Raw genomic sequence first — 17,930 nt, forward strand, 5'->3', positions numbered from 1 at the left:
CGTGCTCGCGAATGCGGTGTGTCAGCCATCACGTCTTTCACTGAACCACCGCCTTCGCGAGCAAGCCCGCTCCCACGTCGTTTGATCTGCGCTGACCTTGAGAATATGAATGGCCTCACTCTCACTCACCGACCTGACCTGGACCCCACCGGGCCACGACCACTGCAATCACCAGTTCCAACTGCGTGACGCCAGCCTGCAGGTCGGTGCGGGGGAGTTTGTCGGGCTGATCGGTCCCAATGGCAGCGGCAAAACCAGCCTGTTGCGCTGCGCCTATCGCTTCACCAAACCGGAACACGGCGACGTACTGCTCGAACACCAAAACGTCTGGAAGCACAGCGCCAAGTGGTGCGCACAACGTATCGCCGTGGTGCTGCAGGAATTTCCCGACGCCTTCGGTGTACGCGTGGATGAAGTGGTCGCCATGGGCCGCACGCCTCATAAAGGCTTGTTCGATGGCGACACGCTTCACGACCGACAATTGATTCAAGCGGCACTGGCATCGGTCGGCATGCAGGGCTTTGAAGACCATGCGTTCGCCACCCTCTCGGGCGGTGAAAAGCAGCGCGTCATCCTCGCCCGCGCGTTGGCCCAGCAACCGCAATTGCTGATCCTCGACGAACCGACCAATCACCTCGACCCGCGTTATCAGCTTGAGCTACTGCGGCTGATCAAACGCCTGAACATCGGCACCCTGGCGAGCATCCACGACCTGAACCTGGCCGCCGCCTTCTGTGACCGCCTGTACGTGATCAACCACGGGCGCATCGTCGCCAGCGGCACACCTCACCACGTGCTGACCGCCGAATTGCTGCGTGACGTGTTTGGCGTTGACGCACTGATCGACACTCACCCCTTGTCCGGCTACCCCCGAATCACCTGGATAACCCAACCATGACCCTGCGCGTCCTGTTGTCTCTCGCCCTGATGTTCGGCACTGCCCAAGCGTTCGCCCAAGCGACCCATTACCCGGTGACCGTCAAAAGCTGCAACCGCGACGTGACCTTTCAGGAAGCGCCCAAACATGCGGTCAGCCACGACATCAACATGACCCAGATGATACTCGCGCTCGGCCTCAAGCCGCAGATGGCCGGCTACAGCGGAGTGACCGGCTGGAAGTCGGTCACTCCGCAAATGGCCAGCAGCCTCGACGGCCTGCCGGAGCTGGCGAGCAAGTATCCGTCGGTGGAAACGCTGCTCAATGCCAACGTCGATTTCTTCTTCGCCGGCTGGGACTACGGCATGCGCGTGGGCGGCGACCTCACGCCGCAAACCCTGCAACCTTTGGGCATCAACGTGTATGAGCTGACCGAGTCGTGCGCCTTTGTGATGAAGCGCCCCGCCGCCACCCTGGAAGACACCTATAACGACCTGCGCAACCTGGGCAGGATCTTCGACGTGCAGGACCGCGCCAACGCCTTGATCGCGCAGATGCAGGCGCACGTTGCCGAGGTGCAAAGAGACCTGCCCGCCGAGAAGCCTCGCGTGTTCCTCTACGACAGCGGCGAAGACCGCGCCATGACCTCCGGCCGCCTGGGCATGCCGCAGGCGCTGATCGAGGCCGCCGGTGGGCGCAATATTCTCGATGACATCGACGCCAGCTGGACCCGCGTCAACTGGGAAACGGTGGTGGAACGCAACCCGCAGGTGATCGTGATCGTCGATTACAGCGAAGTCACAGCCGAGCAAAAGGCGCACTTTCTGCTCAACAACCCGGCCCTGCAATCGGTGGACGCCATCCGTAATCAGCGCTTTATCGTGATCCCCTACGTGCAGGCCACGCCGGGCATCGATAACGTGCTGGCGGTGGAAACCCTGGCCAAGGGGTTCCACGGCGAATGATCACGCGGCGCTACGTCCTGCTGTTAAGCGCCCTGGGTGCGTTGCTGTTGGTCTCCTGCGTGATTTCGCTGGGGTTCGGCTCGGCGCGGGTGCCGGTAGACGTGGTGTGGCACATTTTGCTGAACAAGGCGTTCGGCCTCGGTGAAGTGAATTGGAGCACCGGGCAGGAACACATCGTCTGGCTGATCCGCGTGCCGCGCATGCTGCTCGGCGCACTGGTGGGCGCCGGGCTGGCGCTGATCGGTGCGGTGTTGCAAGCGGTGACGCGCAACCCGCTGGCCGACCCGCACCTGCTGGGCGTGACCTCCGGCGCCACCCTCGGCGCGGTGATCGTGGTGCTGCATGTGGGGGAAATCATCGGCCTGCTCACGCTGCCCATCGCCGCCTTTATCGGCGCGCTGCTGAGCATGCTGGTGGTGCTGGCGGTGGCGAGCCGCAACGGGCGACTGGAGAGCGATCGCCTGCTGCTGTGCGGCGTGGCCGTGTCGTTTGTCATGATGGCGGCAGCCAACCTGTTGCTGTTCATGGGCGACCACCGCGCCGCGTCGGCGGTGATGTTCTGGATGCTTGGCGGGCTCGGGCTCGCACGTTGGGAGCTGTTGACGATTCCGTGTATCACGGTGCTGCTGGGCTTGCTGTTGCTGCTGAGCATGGCGCGCCCGCTCAATGCCTTGATGGCCGGCGAACAGACCGCCGTGACCCTCGGCCTCAACGCACGCACTGTGCGGTTGAAGGTGTTCCTGGTCGCCTCGTTGATGACCGCAGTGCTGGTGTCGATCAGCGGCTCCATCGGTTTTGTGGGGCTGATGGTGCCGCACATTGCCCGGCGCCTGGTCGGCGCCGAGCATCGGCGTTTATTGCCGGTGTGCGTGCTGCTGGGCAGCGTGTTCCTGGTGTGGGTCGACGTGGCCGCACGCACGCTGATCGCCCCCGAGGACTTGCCGATCGGCGTGGCCACGGCGGCGATTGGCGGGCTGTTTTTTATCGGGCTGATGCGCAAGCGCTGATAACACCTCAGAGTTCGTCCTTGTCCCGACCGTACTGGACGTCCAGCGGATCAGGTTCGGCCTGCAGGTTGGCTTGCCAGGCCGTGCCCAACACCCCTGCGCGGGTCCAGAAGGCGTCGGTTTCCAGCACCGCAAGCTGGCCGGCCGCCCATAAACCGCTGACCAACGCGCTGGGCAAAACCGACGCACCGGCACTCAGCAATTGCGTCTCGGCCGCCGTGAAACCGGGCACATACTTGAGCAGCGCGCCGCCTCGGCACGTCAGGTACACACTCTCGGCGACGGGGCGGTTGATCTTGACGATGTCCAGGTACGACCTCAGCTCGTTGCCGGAGACAAAATTGTTCAGCAGCTTCCATTCCTGCGCCTGCAGGTTCGGCACGGCAGCCATGCCTTTGTAGAAGGCCTGGACGGCGTTGACGGCGTAGCCGAACAGCGGGTGGGCGACGGTGACCTCAAGCCCGGCGCGCTCGAACCGGAACAGTTTCACAATCGTGTCCTGCAGCCAGGCGTGGCGGTCCTCTATCGGGTCAAGTGGCACAAACCCCGTAATCCCGGGACAGGTCAGCACCGCGCCGAGGTATTCGACGCCCTTGAACGGGCCCACCTGTTTACGAGCCCAGCGCGCCGCGTCATCGGCATGACTGAACAACGGCCCACAAAATGACAGCACGTGCGGGTTGTGTTCGAACGGCCAGGGTTCGGCGTTGGGCTGCCATTGCGCCGTCACGGCCTGCTCCTTGCCCCACACGGTGCTGCGCACCCGCACCTCCAGCGCGCCCTTGGCCGCCAGTTCTCTGACAAAGCTTGCGACGGTCGAGCTGCCCTCAAGCATGCGCCGGGCGATGGCGCCCGCTTGGCTGAGCATCGCGTAGGCCAATTGCCGGCCGTTCTTGTCGACCACATAGCTGAGCAGCGCCCCGTCGGCACACAGCAGGTAAAGCGGCAAGCCTCGGCTTTTGGACAGATTGCTGACGAAGCCGACGCCACCGGCCAACGCCTGGGGAGTGAAGAAGCTGGTGGCCATGGCATCGCTGGGCGGCGCAATCGCAGCGGTAGAGGCGCACAAATACAGGCCATCCAAGCCATAGCCCTGGGGCAGCAACCCGTCGGCAAAAACCTGTGCGAGCCGCGTGTAATCCCCGCGTACCAGCGGCAGAGTGGTCATGTAAGCATTTTTATTGACGGCCTTGAGCACGTAACCGAACTGCACCTCTGGCCGGGGCGATGCCAATCGTTGTGCATAACGTACGGCGTCGTCGGCGCGGGCAAAGATCGGGCTGCACGGCGCATCGGCGAATACCTGCTTGATCTCCAGGGCCGGCAGGGTCGCCAGATTCGCCACGAAAGGCGCGCTCAAGCGCCGGGCAAACCCCCACAACGCATTGCCCTTGATAACGCGCAGGTCGCCGGCCTTGGCGACCTGGCCGACGAAGTCACCCGGCAGCAGGGTACCGGCCCGCAGTTGGCGTTCAACCTCGGTGTCTACTTGGTTGCCGTTCAGTGGGTTCAGGGGCACCAGACGCGCTTTCAGCGCCGCTTCCTCCACCGAGCCGGTCAACTGGTAACGCAGGATCGTGCCGTGGGGCCCGAACAGGTATTCGCGCTGTATGCGCGGGTCACGGTGCAACAGGTTCGACAGCACGGCGGTGGGCAGCATGCTCTGGTAGATAGCCTTTTGCTCGGCGGCCAACAGCATTTGCGTCTCCTCGCCAAGCACCGAGCGGTAGCGCGCCACGACAGTGCTGCCATGGGGATAAAGCCCGCCAGTGACGGCCACATCGGGGTACACCCAGTTCAGCGCAACACCCTGGGGCGGCAAGGCCAATGGGTCCGTCGCCACGTACAGGCCATCCGCCTGCCGCAGCAGCACTCCGCCGTACGTGCGGCGGCGTCCCTCGCCGATAATGTCGGCGGCATAACGCGCCGCATCATCCGCGCTGGCGAAGGCCGGGCTCAACCGGCGTCGAGCCAGGTGCTCGTAGCCGGCCCAGGTACGCGATACCACGCCCGGGGTGTCCCAGCACTGGCTGGTGTGGATCACCTTGAGTTCACCTCGGTCGGCCCAGTCGCGGACAAAGGCTTGCGCCGTCTTCTGGCCCGAAATCAACAAGCGTTCGTCTTCCTCAAGGACCCTGTCCACCGGGCCGCCACTTCCCACGTTGAAGGGCAGCGACACGTACCGCAGCAAAGCGCCCTCCTCGGTCGAGAAGTACACCGGCAGGTTTTTGCCATGGTTGTATTTTTCGCCCGCGCGCTTGGTGTCGTAGAGGGCGACGTACAGCACCTTGGGCATCACGAAGTAGCGGGTCAGCCAGGCGGTTGGGGCAGGCAGGTCCGCCGGTTGCCACTGCTGCGAACGAAACAATCCACACAGAACGAACCCGTCAGGAAAGCGGAAATCGCCGCCCGCAATCGGGGCAAACACACGGTTGAGCTTGAACAGGGCATTCTGGTCGCCCGCGCCTGCGACCTCGCTCGCCAGGTATTGCTCGGTGTCCTTGTGCTTGAGAATAAAACCGAAGTACGCCTGCTCGGCAAGGTTGCGCCCATGAACCCGTGCGTGAAGGTTGCGAGCGGCCGCGTCTGCGCTGGCAAACAGCGCACCATAGGTCGCGTAGTCCGGCGCGCCGACTCTTGGCGCATAGTCAAAATACGCAGTCCAGTCGTCATAGACCGGTGAGCGCGGGCCCCACAAGGCATTGCCCAGGATCACCCGCAAATCACCGGCTTCGGCCAGCACGATGACCCATTGCGCAGGCTTGACCTGCCCGCTGTCCAGCCGTTGCTGAGCGGCACTGCCACCCGGTTGCGGCGCAGTTTGGCTCAGCAGCCGTTGCTCAGCACTGGAAAAACTCGGCGTGTACGCCAGTAAACAATCCTCGGCGGCCGACAGATAGGCCGGCTGCCTGTGACTGATCACATCGTGCATTTCATCGGCGGAAAAAACCTGCAGGTTGATCAGCGCGTCTTCACGGCTCCAGCGTCGTTGCGCCACCCACTCGGGGTCGACCATCGACAGCGCGGGGTGCGAGCCGTAACGCGCAAATACCTGATACGGCTCAGGCGGAATCAACGGGCCTTGCCCATCCGCAGGAAAAAACAGCAACTGGGCGAACGGGTTGGCATCACTTGCCTCAGGCGCGGTGATAAAGAAATGTCCTTTAGCGTCTTCGAGCACGTAGCCGCCGTAGGCACGCTCGCGGCGCCGCCCTATCTGCTCGTGCGCATACACCGCCGCATCGTGAGCCGAAATAAAGGCGCGGCTTATCACCGCCCGCGAAACACCGTCCAGCACCGCCGACCGATTGTCCACCGGGCCGACCGTTCGCCAAAGCAACCCCGTCGCCACTACCGACACCGTCGTTGAGGCAATCACACGGCGCACATAGCCACGCGGGCTCAGCGTGCCGGCCAGCAGCGCGGCCTGGGCGCCGTTGTCGTCAACATCAGCGCCGGCCAGGTCGGTCTCGGCGCCGGGCACTTGCAGTTTGAGCAGCGCGCCATCCGATGCCTGCAGATACAGCTGGAGCCCACGCGCCTTGTCCTGCAGCGCCAGGGTCGCGCGCGACTGGGTGATGGCGGCAGCCACTTCGGCGGGGGTAAAGAAGGTGGAATACAGCCAGGGTTCACGTGCGGGAATGTCCACGGCCAAGGGCGTGGCGCGGTAATAGATGGCCTCCAGTCGAAAGTTTGAGGGCAGGCGTAACTGGCCATCGGCGCGCAACGGAAACCGGGCTGCGGGAGAGAACAACGGCGTGCCAAGCGCCTCGGGGTAAGTCGCCACATACGCTTCGCCGCGCGTGTGCTTAAGCACAAAGCCCTGAGCTGAGCCTTCAGGGAACAACGCGCGCGCGGCCATCAGCGCCAGGTCTGCACGCTCGAAGACCGACGTGCAGAACGGCTGTTCCTCTGTCACCTGCGTGACGGCGGCGTTGATCCGCCAGCCGTGCTTGACCCGCCCGCGCACGCCGCCCCAGTGCGCGTTGGCCACCACCACGCGCAGATCGCCGGCTTGCGCGGCCAGCCAGATCAACGACTCGAAGTCTGCCGAGGGCGCGAATGGCTCCTCGCCGGCAATGCGCTTTCTCAATAGCACTTCGGCCGCCGAGCCACTGCTCACGTATTTGAGCAATGAGCCTTCGGGGCCAAACACATAGTGCGCCACCACTGAACGCCGGTGTTCGATGATAAAACGCAGGTCGGCAGGCGAGAAAAAACTGATGAACACCGAGGCCTGCTCATCGCTCATGCCGGGGTTGTGCCGCTTCACCTGCGCCATGTCCGGCGGGTGCGAGTGATAGAGCGCCTCGCAGGTATAGCCCTCGGGGGCGATGAAATTATCCTCGGCGTCGGTGGCCAGCACGATCCGATGATCGAAGGTGACGTGCTGGTCGGCCACAGGCGTTGTGGCAAACCAGTAGTGGCCCTGCTTGAGAATCGCGCCACCCAATTCCTTGTCGGCCGCTGCGTAGTCGGCCTGCCCATAGGCCCAACGCGCGGCATCGTCGGCGCTGATAAACGGCGGGCTCAAGACCGGCAGGGTCGGCTGTGGCGCAGCGACTCTTGGGGTACGTGGCATAAGTTCAGTCCTTGGAAAGTGAGGAGCGGTCACTGTTCCATCAACGCGATTCCAGGCGGCGCTAGATAGTTGTCGACCCCGGCACCACTTCAGCGCACCCCGTGCACGCCCACCCCGCCAGCGCGCCGATCTGGTGCGCGCGCCCGGCCCGGCAGCGTCCGTCTGCTGCGCAAACAAGCGCCCGCGTGCACCTCGGCACAGCCTTTGCAAAAGCCTGTGCAATGCCCTCATAACAACTTGAGTTTCTGGAGACCGCACCATGAAGCGTCGCAGTTTGATCAAGGCTTTCACCCTGTCCGCCTCCATTGCCGCCATGGGTCTGACCTGGACCGTGCAGGCCGCCGAGACCATCAAGGTCGGCATCCTGCACTCGCTGTCCGGGACCATGGCAATCTCCGAGACCTCGCTCAAAGACATGGCGTTGATGACCATTGACGAGATCAACGCCAAAGGCGGCGTGAACGGCAAGATGCTCGAGCCGGTGGTGGTCGACCCTGCATCGAACTGGCCGTTGTTCGCCGAAAAAGGCCGTCAGCTGCTGACCCAGGACAAAGTCGCCGTGGTGTTCGGCTGCTGGACCTCGGTGTCGCGCAAATCCGTGCTGCCGGTGTTCGAAGAACTCAACGGTTTGCTGTTCTACCCCGTGCAATACGAAGGCGAAGAGATGTCGCCGAACGTGTTCTATACCGGTGCGGCGCCCAACCAACAGGCGATCCCGGCGGTGGAATACCTGATGAGCGAAGAAGGCGGCGGCGCCAAGCGCTTCTTCCTGCTCGGCACCGACTACGTGTACCCGCGCACCACCAACAAAATCCTGCGCTCGTTCCTGCACTCCAAAGGCGTAGCCGACAAAGATATCGAAGAGGTCTACACCCCTTTCGGCCACGCCGATTACCAGACCATCGTGGCCAACATCAAGAAGTTCTCGGCCGGTGGCAAGACCGCGGTGATCTCCACCGTGAATGGCGACTCCAACGTGCCGTTCTACAAAGAGCTGGCCAACCAGGGTTTGAAAGCCACCGACGTACCGGTGGTGGCCTTCTCCGTGGGTGAAGAAGAACTGCGCGGCATCGACACCAAGCCGCTGGTGGGCAACCTCGCCGCCTGGAACTACTTCCAGTCGGTGGAGAACCCGGTGAACAAGAAATTCGTCGCCGACTGGAAGGCTTACGCCAAGGCCCACAACCTGCCGGGCGCGGATAAAGCGGTGACCAACGACCCGATGGAGGCCACGTACGTCGGTATCCATATGTGGGCGCAGGCGGTGGAGAAAGCCAAGTCCACCGACGTCGACAAAGTGCGCGAAGCCATGGCCGGGCAGACCTTTGCCGCGCCGTCGGGCTTCACCCTGACTATGGATAAAACCAACCACCACCTGCACAAGCCGGTGATGATCGGCGAGATCCAGTCTGACGGGCAGTTCTCGGTGGTGTGGCAGACCCAGGAGCCGATTCGTGCGCAGCCATGGAGCCCGTATATCCCTGGCAATGACAAGAAGCCGGATTACGCCGTCAAGAGCAACTGATCAAAGGGGTGTCGGCACCTCAGAGCCGACACAAACCCTGTGGGAGCTGGCTTGCCTGCGATGCTGACAACTCGGTATGTCTGATGCACCGCTATCGCAGGCAAGCCAGCTCCCACATTTGTTCGAGCAAGGCCCAAGAATATGCCCACTGCCCTCCACCGCTTCATCCTCGCCGCCCTGCTGTTGCTGCCTTTTGCCGCGCACGCCAGCGACGCCGAAGACTTCCTTGCCGCCAACCCGATGCAACAAGCCAAGCTCCTCCAGGACTGGGCTGCCCAGCCTGACCCGGCACGCATCGAGCTGGTGGACGCCCTGCAACAAGGCCAGATCACGCTCAACGGCGAAACCAAAACCGTGCGCCTGAACAACCGCCTGCGTGGCTTGATCGACAACGTGCAGGCCAGTCAGCAGTTGCTCGCCGCCGACCCCAAGGTGCGCCTGGCCGCCGCGCAAACCCTGCAAAAAACCGCGCAGCCTGCGCAGCTCAAATTCCTCGACCAGCAAGTGGCCGCCGAAACCAACGAAGACGTGCACACCGCCCTCAGCCTGGCCCTGGCCAACCTGCAATTGGTTGATACCGACCCCGTGGTGCGCCTTGCTGCCGTGCGCTTGCTCGGCAGCACCGGCGACCCGCTGGCGCGCACGCGCCTCGAAGCCCTGCTCGCGCCGGGGGTCGAAACCGACGCCGCCGTGCATACCGCCGCCGAGACCAGCCTGGCGCAGGTCAAACGCAAATTGATGGTCGGCGAGATCCTCGGCCAGGCCTTCAGCGGCATGTCCCTGGGTTCGATTCTGCTGCTTGCGGCCCTGGGCCTGGCGATCACCTTCGGCCTGCTCGGCGTGATCAACATGGCCCACGGCGAGATGCTGATGCTCGGCGCTTATTCGACTTACGTGGTGCAACTGCTGATGCAGCGCTACGTGCCAGCGGCCATCGAGTTCTACCCGTTGATCGCGTTGCCGGTGGCGTTTTTTGTCACCGCCGCCATCGGCATGGCCCTGGAACGCACCGTGATTCGTCACCTCTACGGCCGTCCGCTGGAAACCCTGCTCGCCACCTGGGGCATCAGTTTGATGCTGATCCAGTTGGTGCGCCTGGTGTTCGGTGCACAGAACGTCGAAGTCTCCAACCCGCAGTGGCTGTCGGGTGGCATTCAAGTGCTGCCCAACCTGGTGCTGCCGTACAACCGCATCGTGATCATTGCCTTCGCGCTGTGCGTGGTGGTGCTGACCTGGCTGCTGCTGAACAAGACGCGCCTGGGCCTCAACGTGCGTGCCGTCACCCAGAACCGCAACATGGCCGCCTGCTGCGGCGTGCCCACCGGGCGTGTGGACATGCTCGCCTTTGGCCTGGGCTCCGGCATCGCCGGCCTGGGTGGCGTGGCCCTGAGCCAGGTCGGCAACGTCGGCCCGGACCTGGGCCAGAGCTACATCATCGACTCGTTCCTGGTGGTGGTGCTCGGCGGTGTCGGCCAGTTGGCCGGTAGCGTCATGGCCGCCTTCGGGCTGGGCATCGCCAACAAGATTCTCGAACCGCAGATCGGCGCCGTGCTCGGCAAGATCCTGATCCTCGCGCTGATCATTCTGTTTATCCAGAAACGCCCGCAAGGACTCTTCGCACTGAAAGGACGGGTGATCGACTGATGAACCAGCCATTGATGCTTACGGCCACGCGAAAGGCCGGCCCCACGCTGACAATAGCCGTCGGCGCGGTGATCCTGATCCTGCTGCTGGCGTTGCCTTTGTGTTCGCTGCTGGCGCCGGAAAACCCGCTGCACGTGTCGGCCTACACCCTCACGCTGGTGGGCAAGATCCTTTGCTACGCCATCGTCGCCCTGGCCCTGGACCTGGTGTGGGGCTATGCGGGCATGCTGTCCCTCGGCCACGGTTTGTTCTTTGCCCTCGGCGGTTATGCGATGGGCATGTACCTGATGCGCCAGGCCTCCGGCGATGAGCTGCCGGCGTTCATGACCTTTTTGTCGTGGACCGAACTGCCCTGGTATTGGGTTGGCACCGAGCACTTCCTCTGGGCGATGTGCCTGGTGGTATTGGCGCCGGGGTTGCTGGCGCTGGTGTTTGGCTTCTTCGCCTTCCGCTCGCGGATCAAGGGCGTGTATTTCTCGATCATGACCCAGGCCCTGACCTTCGCCGGGATGCTGCTGTTTTTTCGCAACGAGACCGGGTTTGGTGGCAATAACGGCTTCACCAATTTCCGCAGCATTCTGGGCTTTGGGATTACCGAACCGGGCACGCGGGCGGTGCTGTTTTTTGCCACGGTCGTGTTGCTGGTCGCCAGCCTCTACACCGGCTGGCGCCTGGCGCAGAGCAAGTTCGGCCGCGTGCTCACCGCCCTGCGCGATGCCGAGAACCGCTTGATGTTCTGCGGCTATGACCCGCGTGGCTTCAAGCTGTTTGTGTGGGTGTTGAGCGCGGTATTGTGTGGCCTGGCGGGCGCGTTGTATGTGCCGCAAGTGGGCATCATCAACCCCAGCGAAATGTCGCCGACCAACTCCATCGAAGCCGCCGTGTGGGTGGCCTTGGGCGGGCGTGGCACGCTGATCGGGCCATTGCTCGGCGCCGGTGTGGTGAACGGCATGAAGAGCTGGTTCACCGTGGCCTTCCCGGAATACTGGCTGTTCTTTCTGGGAGCGCTGTTCATCCTCGTCACCTTGTATTTGCCCAAGGGCGTGATCGGCCTGTTGAAGAAACGGGGTGAACAATGAGAGTCACTGCGACGGCGGAATTTATGCTCGAACCCATTCTTGAGCCAAACAAAGACGCGGGCAGCAGCCGCGATGCGATCGGCCTCGGCCAGGCCGCCGGCAAGGGCCTCAATACCCGCCACGGCACAATACTGACCCTGGAAGACATCAGCGTCAGCTTCGACGGTTTCAAGGCGCTCAACGACTTGAACCTCTACATCGGCGTCGGCGAATTGCGCTGCATCATCGGCCCCAACGGCGCGGGCAAGACCACGCTGATGGACGTGATCACCGGCAAGACCCGCCCCAGCCACGGCAAGGCCTGGTTCGGCGAAACCCTCGACCTGACAGGCATGAGCGAGGTGCAGATCGCCCAGGCCGGCATCGGCCGCAAGTTCCAGAAACCCACCGTGTTCGAAGCCCTCAGCGTGTTCGAAAACCTGGAGCTGGCGCAGAAAACCGACAAATCCGTGTGGGCCAGCCTGCGCGCACGCTTGAGCGGCGAGCAAAAAGACCGCATCGATGAAGTGCTCGACACCCTGCGCCTGAGCGCCTCGGCGCAGCGCCCGGCGGGCTTGCTGTCACACGGGCAAAAGCAGTTCCTGGAAATCGGCATGCTGCTCGTGCAAGACCCGCAACTCTTACTGCTGGACGAACCCGTGGCGGGCATGACCGACGCCGAAACCGAATTCACCGCCGAACTGTTCAAGCGCCTGGCGGGCAAACATTCGCTGATGGTGGTGGAGCACGACATGGGCTTTGTCGGCTCGATTGCCGACCACGTGACGGTGTTGCACCAGGGCAGCGTGCTGGCCGAAGGGTCACTGGAACACGTGCAGGAAAATGAGCGAGTGATCGAGGTTTACCTCGGTCGCTAACCCAAAATGCGGGCTGCTTAGTGGGAACCGATTCAGATGTGGGAGCTGGCTTGCCTGCGATGGCATCACTCGGTCCATCAGGCATATCGAGTTGCCTGCATCGCAGGCACGCCAGCGCCCACAGTTGATCCGGTTCCTACCAGGGATTTGAGGAGATTTCGAACATGCTGCAAGTCGACAAGCTGCATCAGTACTACGGCGGTAGCCATATCCTGCGCGGGCTGTCTTTTGACGTGAAGATCGGCGAGGTCACCTGCCTGCTCGGCCGTAACGGTGTGGGCAAAACCACCCTGCTCAAGTGCCTGATGGGTTTGCTGCCGGCCAAAGAGGGCGCGGTGAACTGGGAAGGCAAAGCCATTACCGGGTTCAAGCCGCATCAGCGCGTGCACGCTGGCATTGCCTACGTGCCACAGGGCCGGGAGATTTTTGCGCGGCTGACGGTGGAAGAGAACCTGTTGATGGGCCTGTCGCGCTTTCCGGGTTCTGAGGCCAAGCAAGTGCCGGCGTTTATCTATGAATTGTTCCCGGTACTGCTGCAAATGAAACACCGGCGCGGCGGTGACTTGTCCGGCGGCCAACAGCAACAGTTGGCGATTGGCCGCGCCCTGGCCAGCCGCCCGCGCCTGTTGATCCTCGATGAGCCCACCGAAGGCATCCAGCCGTCGGTGATCAAGGAAATCGGCATGGTGATCAAGAAGCTCGCCGCACGCGGCGATATGGCGATCCTGCTGGTGGAGCAGTTCTATGACTTCGCTGCCGAGCTGGCGGACCAATACCTGGTGATGTCACGCGGCGAAATCGTCCAGCAAGGCCGCGGTGAAAATATGGAAAGTGAGGGTGTACGCGGGCTGGTTACCATCTAATCTGTAGCGTCCTGACGATAAGCACTCAACCATGAACCTGCCCGTTTCCCCTGCCCTGTTCACCCCCAGCTGGCATGCCGAGCTGGACCTCGGCTACGCGCGTTTCGGCGACACCACGCGCCCGGTGATGCGCCGCCACCTCGGCCCGCTGCGCGTGCAAAAGCACCTGTACGCCGAAGGTCCCCAGGTGTGCCAGCACATCATCGTGCACCCGCCCGGCGGGATTGCCGGCGGTGATCGCCTGGACATCCGCGCCCATGTTGGCGCCGGTGCCTGGGCGCAATTGACCAGCCCCGGCGCAGCCAAGTGGTACCGCGCCAGCGGCCCGGCCTTTCAACAGCTTGAATTGACCGTGGAAGCGGGCGCCACGCTGGAGTGGATGCCCCAGGAAACCATCGTGTTCAGCGCCGCCCAGGCCGAACTCACCACCCGCATTGACCTGCAAGGCGATGCCCGGCTGTTCTACTGGGACGTGGTCGCTCTCGGCCGGCCAGCCAGCGGCGAGCGTTTTGACCTGGGCCACTTTCAAGCGCACCTGGACATCCGCCGCGACGGCCAGTTGCTCTGGCATGAGCGCCAGCGCATTGTAGGCGCCGACGGGTTGCTCGACTCGCCCATCGGGCTGGACGGGCAACCGGTGTTCGCCACACTGCTGCTCACTGGCGATATCGAGCCTGACTTATTGGAAAGCTGCCGCGCCTTGCCCCATGCGGTGCGCGGCGACCTGACCCAACTGCCCGGGCTGCTGGTGGCCCGCTGTTTGGCCAGTGAAGCGCTGCTGGCGCGGGGCTGGTTGATTGATGTGTGGAAACTGCTGCGTCCGACCGTACTGGGGCGAGAGGCGGTTCCACCAAGAATTTGGAGCACATGACGATCTGAAGTGGAACCTGTCCCCTGTGGGGGCTGGCTTGCCTGCGATGCAGGCAACTCGGTATAGCTGATGTACCGAGGTGATGCCATCGCAGGCAAGCCAGCTCCCACTCTCGGATCTCTGTTGTTTTTAAGAATGCTGTCTATGAAGGACCTTGAACCATGGATTTGACCCCACGGGAAAAAGACAAACTGCTGATCTTCACCGCAGGCCTGGTCGCCGAACGCCGCCTGGCACGAGGCGTGAAGCTCAACTACCCGGAAACCATCGCCTACATTTCCGCCGCGTTGATGGAAGGTGCCCGCGATGGCCGCACCGTCGCCGATTTGATGCACTACGGCACCACCCTGCTCAGCCGCGAGCAAGTGATGGAAGGCATCCCGGAAATGATCCCGGATATCCAGGTGGAAGCCACCTTTCCCGACGGCACCAAGCTGGTCACCGTCCACCAGCCTATCGCGTGAGAGCCGATCATGATTCGTGATGCAACCGAGCAAGACCTGCCGGCCATTCGAGACATCTACAACGACGCGGTGCTCAACACCACGGCGATCTGGAACGAACAACCCGTCGACCTGGCCAACCGTCAGGCCTGGTTCGCGGCGCGTCAGGCCCAGGCGTACCCGATCCTGGTGGCGGTGGAAAACGATGAAGTCACCGGCTACGCCTCGTTCGGCGACTGGCGACCCTTTGAAGGCTTTCGCTACAGCGTCGAGCACTCGGTGTATGTGCGCAATGACCAGCGCGGCAAAGGCCTCGGCCCGCGCCTGATGCATGCGCTGATCGAGCGCGCCCGCAGCGCCGGCAAACACGTGATGGTCGCAGCCATCGAAAGCGGCAACCAGGCGTCTGTTCGCCTGCATGAGCGCCTGGGTTTCACCACCACCGGGCACATGCCGCAAGTGGGCATCAAGTTCGGCCGCTGGCTGGACCTGACCTTTATGCAACTGACATTGAATCCGGGCGCCGAACCGCCCAAGGAGTGAGATCGATGAACACTGCTCAACTGCGTCGAGTAAATGCTGAAAGTTTTGCCCATTACCGTCTGGGCTTGATCGAGCTGTTGCTGGACGCGGTGAAGCATGGTGCGTCGGTAGGCTTCATGGCGGATTTCGATGAAGCCCAGGCCCGCGACTATCTGAAGGGCGTACAAGCCAGCATCGAAGACGCCAGCCTGCTGCTGTGGGTGGTGGTGCGCGATGAACAGGTGATCGCCAGCGTGCAATTGGCTCTGTGCCAGAAAGCCAATGGCCTCAACCGCGCCGAAGTGCAAAAACTGTTGGTACACAGCAGCGCCCGCCGCCATGGCCTGGGCCAGCAATTGATGAGCGCTCTGGAACTCGCCGCGCGCCAGCACAAGCGCGGCCTGCTGTACCTGGACACCGAAGCCGGCTCCGGTGCCGAAGCCTTTTACCAGTCGCTGCGCTACACCAAAATCGGTGAATTGCCCGACTACTGCCAAAGCCCGGACGGGCGCTACAGCCCGACCGCCATCTACTACAAGACCCTGGGGCAACCTGCATGATTCCTGGTGAATATCAGATCCAGCCTGGCGATATCGAACTGAATGTGGGCCGGCGTACCGTCAGCCTCAGCGTGGCCAACAGCGGCGACCGGCCGATCCAGGTGGGTTCGCATTACCATTTTTTTGAAACCAATGACGCGCTGACGTTTGACCGCGCGGCGAGCCGTGGCATGCGCCTGAATATTCCGGCCGGGACGGCGGTGCGGTTCGAGCCGGGGCAGAGTCGCGAAATCGAGTTGGTGGATTTGAGCGGTGGGCGCCGGGTGTTCGGGTTTGCCGGACGGATCATGGGCGACCTTTAGGGCTCATCGGGGGCAAGCCCCCTCCCACATTTTGACCGCGTCCACAAACCGAAGGTGGGAGGGGGCTTGCCCCCGATAGCGGACTCACATTCAACATAATTTTTCAGGGTTCACACACATGAAAATCAGCCGCCAAGCCTACGTCGACATGTACGGCCCCACCGTCGGTGACAAGGTCCGCCTGGCGGACACCGAGCTGTTCGTCGAAGTCGAAAAAGACTTCACCGTGTATGGCGAGGAAGTGAAGTTCGGCGGCGGAAAAGTCATCCGCGACGGCCAGGGCCAAAGCCAGTTGCTCGCCCATGAGGTCGTGGACACGCTGATCACCAACGCGCTGATCATTGACCACTGGGGCATCGTCAAGGCCGACGTCGGCCTGAAGAATGGCCGCATTCACGCGATCGGCAAAGCCGGCAACCCGGATATCCAGCCGGGCGTAACCATGGCCATCGGCGCCAGCACCGAAGTGATCGCCGGAGAAGGCATGATCCTCACCGCCGGCGGCATCGACTCCCACGTGCATTTCATCTGCCCGCAGCAGATCGAAGAAGCACTGACCAGCGGCGTCACCACCATGATTGGCGGCGGCACCGGCCCGGCCACCGGCACCAACGCCACCACCTGTACGTCGGGCCCGTGGCACCTGGCGCGCATGCTTCAGGCCAGCGATTCGTTCCCGATGAACATTGGCTTCACCGGCAAGGGCAACGCCAGTTTGCCGCAGCCCTTGATCGAGCAGGTCAAGGCCGGCGCCATCGGTTTGAAGCTGCACGAAGACTGGGGCACCACGCCTGCGAGCATTGATAACTGCCTGAGCGTCGCCGATGAGTATGACGTGCAGGTCGCCATCCACAGCGACACGCTGAATGAATCGGGCTTCGTCGAAACCACGCTCGCCGCGCTCAAGGGCCGCACCATTCACACCTACCACACCGAAGGCGCCGGAGGCGGCCACGCGCCAGACATCATCAAGGCCTGCGGCTTCCCGAACGTGCTGCCCAGCTCCACCAACCCGACCCGGCCGTTCACCCGAAATACCATCGACGAGCACCTGGACATGTTGATGGTCTGCCATCACCTGGACCCCAGCATTGCCGAAGACGTGGCCTTCGCCGAAAGCCGCATCCGCCGCGAGACCATCGCCGCCGAAGACATCCTGCACGACCTCGGCGCGTTCTCGATGATCAGCTCGGACAGCCAGGCCATGGGCCGCGTCGGTGAAGTCATCACGCGCACCTGGCAGACGGCCGACAAAATGAAAAAACAGCGCGGCCCGTTGCCGGGTGACGGCGAAGGCAACGACAACTTCCGCGCCAAGCGCTACATCGCCAAGTACACCATCAACCCGGCGATCACCCACGGCATCAGCCATATCGTCGGCTCTATCGAAGTCGGCAAGTGGGCCGACCTGGTGCTGTGGCGCCCCGCTTTTTTTGGCATCAAACCGACCCTGATTCTCAAAGGCGGCGCGATTGCCTCAAGCCTGATGGGCGATGCCAATGCGTCGATTCCCACGCCGCAGCCGGTGCACTACCGCCCCATGTTCGCCAGCTTCGGCAGTTCGTTGCATGCCACCAGCCTGACCTTTATCAGCCAGGCCGCGCAGGCAGCCGGATTGCCCGAAGCCCTGGGCCTGAAAAAGCAGATTGCGGTGGTCAAGGGGTGTCGCGACGTGCAGAAAACCGACCTGATCCACAACGACTACCTGCCGGCTATCGAAGTGGACCCACAGACCTACCAGGTCAAGGCCGACGGCGTACTGCTGTGGTGCGAACCGGCCGACGTGCTGCCGATGGCGCAGCGTTACTTCCTGTTCTGACGCCTCGGCGGCCA

General features: G+C 62.9%; 15 protein-coding genes. 14 read left to right on the top strand and 1 reads right to left on the bottom strand.

The features are described 5' to 3' along the window. The first annotated feature begins 109 nt into the window (after positions 1-109). From AACV02_RS26125 to AACV02_RS26135, 3 genes are read left to right on the top strand one after another with little or no spacing between them, the layout of a single operon-like run. Entirely contained in the window at positions 110-898 is a 789-nt protein-coding gene (locus tag AACV02_RS26125; protein WP_119737830.1) for an ABC transporter ATP-binding protein, read from the top strand. Beyond that, complete coding sequence (locus tag AACV02_RS26130; RefSeq protein WP_119737832.1) at positions 895-1,842, top strand: ABC transporter substrate-binding protein; 948 nt, start codon at positions 895-897, stop codon at positions 1,840-1,842. Before AACV02_RS26125 ends, AACV02_RS26130 begins: the two co-directional genes overlap by 4 nt. Further along, positions 1,839-2,849 (top strand): FecCD family ABC transporter permease, encoded by a 1,011-nt coding sequence (locus AACV02_RS26135; protein WP_119737834.1) that lies wholly within the window; start codon positions 1,839-1,841, stop codon positions 2,847-2,849. Before AACV02_RS26130 ends, AACV02_RS26135 begins: the two co-directional genes overlap by 4 nt. A 7-nt stretch (positions 2,850-2,856) precedes the next feature. Here AACV02_RS26135 and AACV02_RS26140 read toward each other — a convergent pair whose 3' ends face one another. Next, entirely contained in the window at positions 2,857-7,431 is a 4,575-nt protein-coding gene (locus tag AACV02_RS26140) for a hypothetical protein (RefSeq protein WP_119737836.1), read from the bottom strand. Positions 7,432-7,690: 259 nt separating this feature from the next. Here AACV02_RS26140 and urtA point away from each other — a divergent pair, with 259 nt between their 5' ends. The 11 genes from urtA to ureC all read left to right on the top strand — a co-directional run bounded on the left by urtA (position 7,691) and on the right by ureC (position 17,916). Further along, positions 7,691-8,956 carry an urea ABC transporter substrate-binding protein gene (gene urtA, locus AACV02_RS26145; protein WP_106577675.1) on the top strand — a complete coding sequence of 422 codons (1,266 nt, stop codon included), beginning with the start codon at positions 7,691-7,693 and terminating at the stop codon, positions 8,954-8,956. A gap of 141 nt (positions 8,957-9,097) precedes the next feature. After that, positions 9,098-10,600, top strand: coding sequence for an urea ABC transporter permease subunit UrtB (gene urtB / locus AACV02_RS26150; protein WP_119737838.1), 1,503 nt, complete (start codon positions 9,098-9,100; stop codon positions 10,598-10,600). After that, complete coding sequence (gene urtC, locus AACV02_RS26155) at positions 10,600-11,679, top strand: urea ABC transporter permease subunit UrtC (RefSeq protein ID WP_119737840.1); 1,080 nt, start codon at positions 10,600-10,602, stop codon at positions 11,677-11,679. Before urtB ends, urtC begins: the two co-directional genes overlap by 1 nt. Then, the gene (urtD, locus tag AACV02_RS26160) at positions 11,676-12,536 is read left to right on the top strand and encodes an urea ABC transporter ATP-binding protein UrtD (RefSeq protein WP_106577672.1); all 861 of its coding nucleotides are present in this window, start codon (positions 11,676-11,678) and stop codon (positions 12,534-12,536) included. Before urtC ends, urtD begins: the two co-directional genes overlap by 4 nt. Positions 12,537-12,700: 164 nt before the next feature. Continuing rightward, positions 12,701-13,399: an urea ABC transporter ATP-binding subunit UrtE gene (gene urtE, locus AACV02_RS26165; protein ID WP_119737842.1), complete on the top strand. Its 699-nt coding sequence runs from the start codon at positions 12,701-12,703 to the stop codon at positions 13,397-13,399. A gap of 31 nt (positions 13,400-13,430) precedes the next feature. Then, positions 13,431-14,270, top strand: coding sequence for an urease accessory protein UreD (locus AACV02_RS26170; protein WP_119737844.1), 840 nt, complete (start codon positions 13,431-13,433; stop codon positions 14,268-14,270). Between the two features lie 161 nt (positions 14,271-14,431). Then, positions 14,432-14,734 (top strand): urease subunit gamma, encoded by a 303-nt coding sequence (gene ureA, locus AACV02_RS26175; protein WP_003171437.1) that lies wholly within the window; start codon positions 14,432-14,434, stop codon positions 14,732-14,734. 9 nt (positions 14,735-14,743) lie between these two features. Beyond that, positions 14,744-15,256, top strand: a complete 513-nt coding sequence (locus tag AACV02_RS26180; RefSeq protein WP_119737846.1) for a GNAT family N-acetyltransferase — start codon at positions 14,744-14,746, stop codon at positions 15,254-15,256. Positions 15,257-15,261: 5 nt separating this feature from the next. Next, positions 15,262-15,795, top strand: coding sequence for a GNAT family N-acetyltransferase (locus AACV02_RS26185; protein WP_106577668.1), 534 nt, complete (start codon positions 15,262-15,264; stop codon positions 15,793-15,795). Continuing rightward, positions 15,792-16,097, top strand: coding sequence for an urease subunit beta (locus AACV02_RS26190; RefSeq protein WP_119737848.1), 306 nt, complete (start codon positions 15,792-15,794; stop codon positions 16,095-16,097). The genes AACV02_RS26185 and AACV02_RS26190 overlap by 4 nt, the downstream gene beginning before the upstream one ends. A gap of 118 nt (positions 16,098-16,215) precedes the next feature. After that, complete coding sequence (gene ureC, locus AACV02_RS26195; RefSeq protein WP_119737850.1) at positions 16,216-17,916, top strand: urease subunit alpha; 1,701 nt, start codon at positions 16,216-16,218, stop codon at positions 17,914-17,916. The last annotated feature ends 14 nt before the right edge of the window (positions 17,917-17,930 follow it).

This window comes from Pseudomonas sp. Larv2_ips, from assembly GCF_963879675.1.
In the GTDB taxonomy this organism is placed as follows: Bacteria; Pseudomonadota; Gammaproteobacteria; order Pseudomonadales; family Pseudomonadaceae; genus Aquipseudomonas.

Bases quoted from the DNA above. Each gene is read 5' to 3' on its own strand.
- AACV02_RS26125 (WP_119737830.1), top strand. From the start codon at position 110: ATGGCCTCACTCTCACTCACCGACCTGACCTGGACCCCACCGGGCCAC.
- AACV02_RS26130 (WP_119737832.1), top strand. From the start codon at position 895: ATGACCCTGCGCGTCCTGTTGTCTCTCGCCCTGATGTTCGGCACTGCC.
- AACV02_RS26135 (WP_119737834.1), top strand. From the start codon at position 1,839: ATGATCACGCGGCGCTACGTCCTGCTGTTAAGCGCCCTGGGTGCGTTG.
- AACV02_RS26140 (WP_119737836.1), bottom strand. From the start codon at position 7,431: ATGCCACGTACCCCAAGAGTCGCTGCGCCACAGCCGACCCTGCCGGTC.
- urtA (WP_106577675.1), top strand. From the start codon at position 7,691: ATGAAGCGTCGCAGTTTGATCAAGGCTTTCACCCTGTCCGCCTCCATT.
- urtB (WP_119737838.1), top strand. From the start codon at position 9,098: ATGCCCACTGCCCTCCACCGCTTCATCCTCGCCGCCCTGCTGTTGCTG.
- urtC (WP_119737840.1), top strand. From the start codon at position 10,600: ATGAACCAGCCATTGATGCTTACGGCCACGCGAAAGGCCGGCCCCACG.
- urtD (WP_106577672.1), top strand. From the start codon at position 11,676: ATGAGAGTCACTGCGACGGCGGAATTTATGCTCGAACCCATTCTTGAG.
- urtE (WP_119737842.1), top strand. From the start codon at position 12,701: ATGCTGCAAGTCGACAAGCTGCATCAGTACTACGGCGGTAGCCATATC.
- AACV02_RS26170 (WP_119737844.1), top strand. From the start codon at position 13,431: ATGAACCTGCCCGTTTCCCCTGCCCTGTTCACCCCCAGCTGGCATGCC.
- ureA (WP_003171437.1), top strand. From the start codon at position 14,432: ATGGATTTGACCCCACGGGAAAAAGACAAACTGCTGATCTTCACCGCA.
- AACV02_RS26180 (WP_119737846.1), top strand. From the start codon at position 14,744: ATGATTCGTGATGCAACCGAGCAAGACCTGCCGGCCATTCGAGACATC.
- AACV02_RS26185 (WP_106577668.1), top strand. From the start codon at position 15,262: ATGAACACTGCTCAACTGCGTCGAGTAAATGCTGAAAGTTTTGCCCAT.
- AACV02_RS26190 (WP_119737848.1), top strand. From the start codon at position 15,792: ATGATTCCTGGTGAATATCAGATCCAGCCTGGCGATATCGAACTGAAT.
- ureC (WP_119737850.1), top strand. From the start codon at position 16,216: ATGAAAATCAGCCGCCAAGCCTACGTCGACATGTACGGCCCCACCGTC.